This is a genomic window from Klebsiella sp. 2019SCSN059 (assembly GCF_021739525.1).
GTDB lineage: Bacteria > Pseudomonadota > Gammaproteobacteria > Enterobacterales > Enterobacteriaceae > Klebsiella > Klebsiella quasipneumoniae.
Genome location: NZ_JAKKOM010000074.1, coordinates 1 through 4,854 on the forward strand (window position 1 = coordinate 1; position 4,854 = coordinate 4,854).

General features: G+C 45.2%; 6 protein-coding genes and 1 pseudogene. 2 read left to right on the top strand and 5 right to left on the bottom strand.

The features are described from left to right. Nucleotides 1–32: 32 nt before the first annotated feature. Nucleotides 33–437 carry a bleomycin binding protein gene (gene bleO, locus L2I46_RS28575; protein ID WP_064732565.1) on the top strand — a complete coding sequence of 135 codons (405 nt, stop codon included), beginning with the start codon at nt 33–35 and terminating at the stop codon, nt 435–437. A gap of 319 nt (nt 438–756) precedes the next feature. Here bleO and L2I46_RS28580 read toward each other — a convergent pair whose 3' ends face one another. After that, entirely contained in the window at nt 757–1,149 is a 393-nt protein-coding gene (locus tag L2I46_RS28580; protein ID WP_004193041.1) for a pyridoxamine 5'-phosphate oxidase family protein, read from the bottom strand. Between the two features lie 166 nt (nt 1,150–1,315). On the opposite strand from L2I46_RS28580, the gene L2I46_RS28585 reads away from it, so the two are divergent. Beyond that, on the top strand, nt 1,316–2,515 hold the full coding sequence (locus tag L2I46_RS28585) for an IS91 family transposase (protein ID WP_015344972.1): 1,200 nt from the start codon (nt 1,316–1,318) through the stop codon (nt 2,513–2,515). Nucleotides 2,516–2,843: 328 nt separating this feature from the next. On the opposite strand, the pseudogene L2I46_RS28590 reads toward L2I46_RS28585, so the two are convergent. From L2I46_RS28590 to dfrA12, 4 genes and pseudogenes are all read right to left on the bottom strand, one after another. Beyond that, nucleotides 2,844–2,930: pseudogene (locus L2I46_RS28590) on the bottom strand (hypothetical protein); the annotation flags it as partial. Between the two features lie 146 nt (nt 2,931–3,076). Next, a complete protein-coding gene (locus L2I46_RS28595; RefSeq protein ID WP_001206356.1) occupies nt 3,077–3,868 on the bottom strand; it encodes an ANT(3'')-Ia family aminoglycoside nucleotidyltransferase AadA2 in 792 nt (263 codons plus the stop codon). A gap of 5 nt (nt 3,869–3,873) precedes the next feature. Beyond that, on the bottom strand, nt 3,874–4,164 hold the full coding sequence (locus L2I46_RS28600) for a DUF1010 domain-containing protein (protein ID WP_001336345.1): 291 nt from the start codon (nt 4,162–4,164) through the stop codon (nt 3,874–3,876). A gap of 111 nt (nt 4,165–4,275) precedes the next feature. Beyond that, a complete protein-coding gene (gene dfrA12 / locus L2I46_RS28605; protein ID WP_001083725.1) occupies nt 4,276–4,773 on the bottom strand; it encodes a trimethoprim-resistant dihydrofolate reductase DfrA12 in 498 nt (165 codons plus the stop codon). Nucleotides 4,774–4,854: the final 81 nt, after the last annotated feature.

The window sequence follows — 4,854 nt, forward strand, 5'->3', positions numbered from 1 at the left end:
TAAGCAGAGTTTTTGAAATGTAAGGCCTTTGAATAAGACAAAAGGCTGCCTCATCGCTAACTTTGCAACAGTGCCTTAAAAAGAGTATAGGTTTTTATTGCGATAAACTAGGTTTCACTTTGGTTCACCATGAAGATGGATTCGCAGTTCTAATGTGTAATGAGGTTCGGATTCATCTATGGGAGGCAAGTGATGAAGGCTGGCGCTCTCGTAGTAATGATTCACCGGTTTGTACAGGTGCGGAGTCGTTTATTGCTGGTACTGCTAGTTGCCGCATTGAAGTAGAGGGAATTGATGAATTATATCAACATATTAAGCCTTTGGGCATTTTGCACCCCAATACATCATTAAAAGATCAGTGGTGGGATGAACGAGACTTTGCAGTAATTGATCCCGACAACAATTTGATTAGCTTTTTTCAACAAATAAAAAGCTAAAATCTATTATTAATCTGTTCAGCAATCGGGCGCGATTGCTGAATAAAAGATACGAGAGACCTCTCTTGTATCTTTTTTATTTTGAGTGGTTTTGTCCGTTACACTAGAAAACCGAAAGACAATAAAAATTTTATTCTTGCTGAGTCTGGCTTTCGGTAAGCTAGACAAAACGGACAAAATAAAAATCTAAATATGCTTGAACAACTTGTAACTTAAATTCATAACTGTATTTTGCCATAAAAAATGACCTCCCATAAGTTAGATTTTTGGTCTAACTTATGGGGGTCAGTTCATTCTACACTTGGGCTGCATGTTTTGATTAATTATCTAATATCTCCGGATCTCCTGTAAAGGAATATAAAACTGCCTGCATGTTTTTCAAATAAAATACGGTGAATTTCCCATCATCAGCGCTATACATATCTCTCAAAGGCGGATTTGCTTCAAGCATTGCTTCCCTTGCTTCCACGGTATCATCAATTACGGCTTCGCCGGTGAGCCGAATCCATTTTCCTTTTGCCATACCTGAGACTTCCACCTTTGAATTTGCCAATAACTGCTGATAAACTTTTTTCTGATTGGTTGTACCAAGATAGACCTTGCCATTCCTCTCCATGGCTGCATTAAACGGTCTGACCCTTGGCTGGTCTCCTTCAACGGTTGCAAAATAATAAGTTTTTGCTTCATTTAAAAAATCAACAACTTGACTCATCCTTTTTTACCTCCATAAATAAATTTTTCTTTACTTTTCTTTGACCTAAATTCCACGTGCATTTTTTATTAGCTTAAAAGAACATAAGCACGCCTTTGGCGTGAGCATCGCGGCAAAGCCGCTCTATTTCTAGGCAACTCTCTTCTCGTCTTTTATACTCTGCTTCATGTATATTCCCAGACCCACTAAACTGCTATTTCAATATGACGACGGATGGAACCGCTTCATTGATAACAACCCTGTCGATGAATGGCAACTCCTCTGTGTTGAAAAGATGCTCGCCTGTAGCACCTGCGCGATGGGCGTTCGACGTTATTGCTGTTCTTCTCCTGAATGCACGCATTCGCGCTTCTTTTGTCAAACCTGTAAATCCAAAGCTTGCAGTGCGTGTGGGCTCAAAGGCACCGAACAGTGGATCGCCCAACAACGGCATATTTTGCCAGATTGCGAATGGCAACATATCACTCTCACGATGCCGCACTTGCTTTGGCCTTTTTTCAATAACAACTGGGCCTTGCTCAACCAACTCTTTCGCTGTGCCACCCGTGCTATGCTCAAATACGCTAGACGCCTTGGACTCGACATTGGCATTTTTTGTGCACTGCACACCTATGGTCGCCAACTCAATCAACATCCCCACATTCATTTATCCGTCACCCGAGGCGGTCTCACCAAATACGACACCTGGAAGCCGATTTTCTTTAAAAAGAAAGACGTCGAAAAAGTCTGGCGCAGTGCCGTTATTCGGCTCCTTCGAGACAACTATGTTCAGTTACAACCGAATAAATTGCCTGGTTTCGGGCATATTCGCGATTACCCAACGTGGTGTCGTTACCTCAATGCCCAGTTTCAACGTTATTGGAAACTCCATTTTGCTAAGAAAACCCGAGGCGCGTGGCACAACGTCAAATATCTAGGGCGTTACTTAAAACGTCCGCCTATCTCGGCCTCTCAATTGAAACACTACAGCGGCGGCACCGTGCTCCATCATTATTATGATCACCACAGCCAGCAACATCGGCGACAAATTTTATCCCAAGAAGAAATGATAAGACGTTATGTCAGTCATATCCCAGCTCGCCATTTTAAAATGATCCGCTATTACGGTTTTTTAGCCAATCGCAAACGTGGGCACTTATTACCTAAAGTGTATGACGCGTTGGACATGATTCATCCTAACGTGCCTGAAAAACCGGGGTTTGCAGCCCTGACCAAAGGATTTTTAAACACGGATCCGTACCAATGTATTTTATGCGGAAACCGACTGCGGTTTATGAGTGCCGAAAAAGGCCTACACGCGGTCACTTTACTGTCAGAAAGGCGGGATAAAATGGCTAAAAAGCGATGGTTACAAACCGCAGCCTAGGATCAGTGTGCCTATCATTTCAGTTTTTGGTTAAAAATAGTGCGGTTACGCGTTAGCAAGGTTAAGTTTAAATACGATAGAGACCTTTTAGTAGACTCTGATGACGAAACATATCGTTATTAACTCATTAAACTGTTAATCGAATTTCCTAACCATGAACACTATTTCACGAAGAATTTAAACTGATACTCCCACATTGTAACATTATTTACCACCACCTTTCAATCTTTTTCAATAAATTATTGATTGCAACTTTTGAGTAAAGATACTTATTAAACCCTGCAAGTTATCCACAGAGCAACACTCGATTTTCAAGATGATATCTTTATTATACCAGACATTTTTCATACACTTCCTTGTACGGATAGTTTTCTGACAAATTCATAATTACAGTTCTTGCGGTTTTACCCAATTTGTGTAGGGCTTATTATGCACGCTTAAAAATAATAAAAGCAGACTTGACCTGATAGTTTGGCTGTGAGCAATTATGTGCTTAGTGCATCTAACGCCGGAGTTAAGCCGCCGCGCGTAGCGCGGTCGGCTTGAACGAATTGTTAGACATCATTTACCAACTGACTTGATGATCTCGCCTTTCACAAAGCGAATAAATTCTTCCAAGTGATCTGCGCGTGAGGCCAAGTGATCTTCTTTTTGTCCCAGATAAGCTTGCTTAGCTTCAAGTAAGACGGGCTGATACTGGGCAGGTAGGCGTTTTATTGCCCAGTCGGCAGCGACATCCTTCGGCGCGATTTTGCCGGTTATTGCGCTGTACCAAATGCGGGACAACGTAAGCACTACATTTCGCTCATCGCCGGCCCAGTCGGGCTGCGAGTTCCATAGCTTCAAGGTTTCCCTCAGCGCCTCGAATAGATCCTGTTCAGGAACCGGGTCAAAGAATTCCTCCGCTGCCGGACCTACCAAGGCAACGCTATGTTCTCTTGCTTTTGTAAGCAGGATAGCTAGATCAATGTCGATCATGGCTGGCTCGAAGATACCCGCAAGAATGTCATTGCGCTGCCATTCTCCAAATTGCAGCTCGCGCTTAGCCGGATAACGCCACGGGATGATGTCGTCATGCACGACAAGGGTGACTTCTATAGCGCGGAGCGTCTCGCTCTCGCCAGGGAAAGCCGAAGCCTCCATAAGATCATTGAGCAATGCTCGCCGCGTCGTTTCATCAAGCTTTACGGCCACAGTAACCAACAAATCAATATCGCTGTATGGCTTCAGGCCGCCATCCACTGCGGAGCCGTACAAATGCACGGCCAGCAACGTTGATTCCAGATGGCGCTCAATGACGCTTAGCACCTCTGATAGTTGGTTCGAAATTTCGATGGTCACCGCTTCCCTCATGATGTCTAACGGGCGAGGTAAGCCGACCGCAGAATGCGGGTCGGCTTGACCGAAATGTTAGAACCAGAAGCCAAAACGGATAACTTGAATTTGGCGACGGGCGCTAACCGTGAAAAAACGCTGCGCCACCGAGGCGGCACAGCACTGCAAAAACGATAGCTGCTTGCGCTTGCTACGCAAGGGCTAGAGGCCAAAAAGACTGAAAACCTGCGCAGCCCATGCAGGCGAAGCCCGGAAAAAAGGCAAAACAGGCACTGAATAACGCCTGAAAAGCTAAATGCCGTTTGAATAAACATGAGCTAAATAAAGCTGGGTTTCAGTGGTGCTAACGTTGGACGTAACGAGAGCCGGAGCGCAGCGGAGGGAACCAAAATGCGCAGCATTTTGGCGTCCCGTTGACGGAATGGTTAGCCGTTTCGACGCGCATAAACGGAGTGGGTGTACGGAATTACAGCTTGAATGGTTTCGGTTGAGACAAGCTCGAATTCTGTTTCGTTGAGCATTGGGAAGAAGGCGTCACCCTCGAAGGTTTGATGTACCTCAGATAGAAACACGCCGTGGGCGTGAGGTAGTGCCAGAGTGTATATCTCAGCTCCGCCCGCGACGTAGAGTTCATTGCCGAGTTCGGATGCCAAAGCGATAGCGTGCGACAGCGTTGAAACAACTACGCAGCCAGTGGCGCGGTAGTTAGCTTGGCGTGAGATTACCAATGTGTGACGGTTCGGTAGAGGCTTGCCGATAGACTCAAAGGTCTTTCGCCCCATGACAACGACTTTTCCCTCAGTGAGTCTGCGAAAAATCTTCTGCTCACCCGGAATTTTCCAGGGGATATTAGGACCATTGCCAATAACCCGATTGGCTCCCATCGCAGCAACGAGATAAATGCGTACTGATTCCGAGTTCATATGGCTAACTTTGTTTTAGGGCGACTGCCCTGCTGCGTAACATCGTTGCTGCTCCATAACATCAAACATCGACCCACGGCG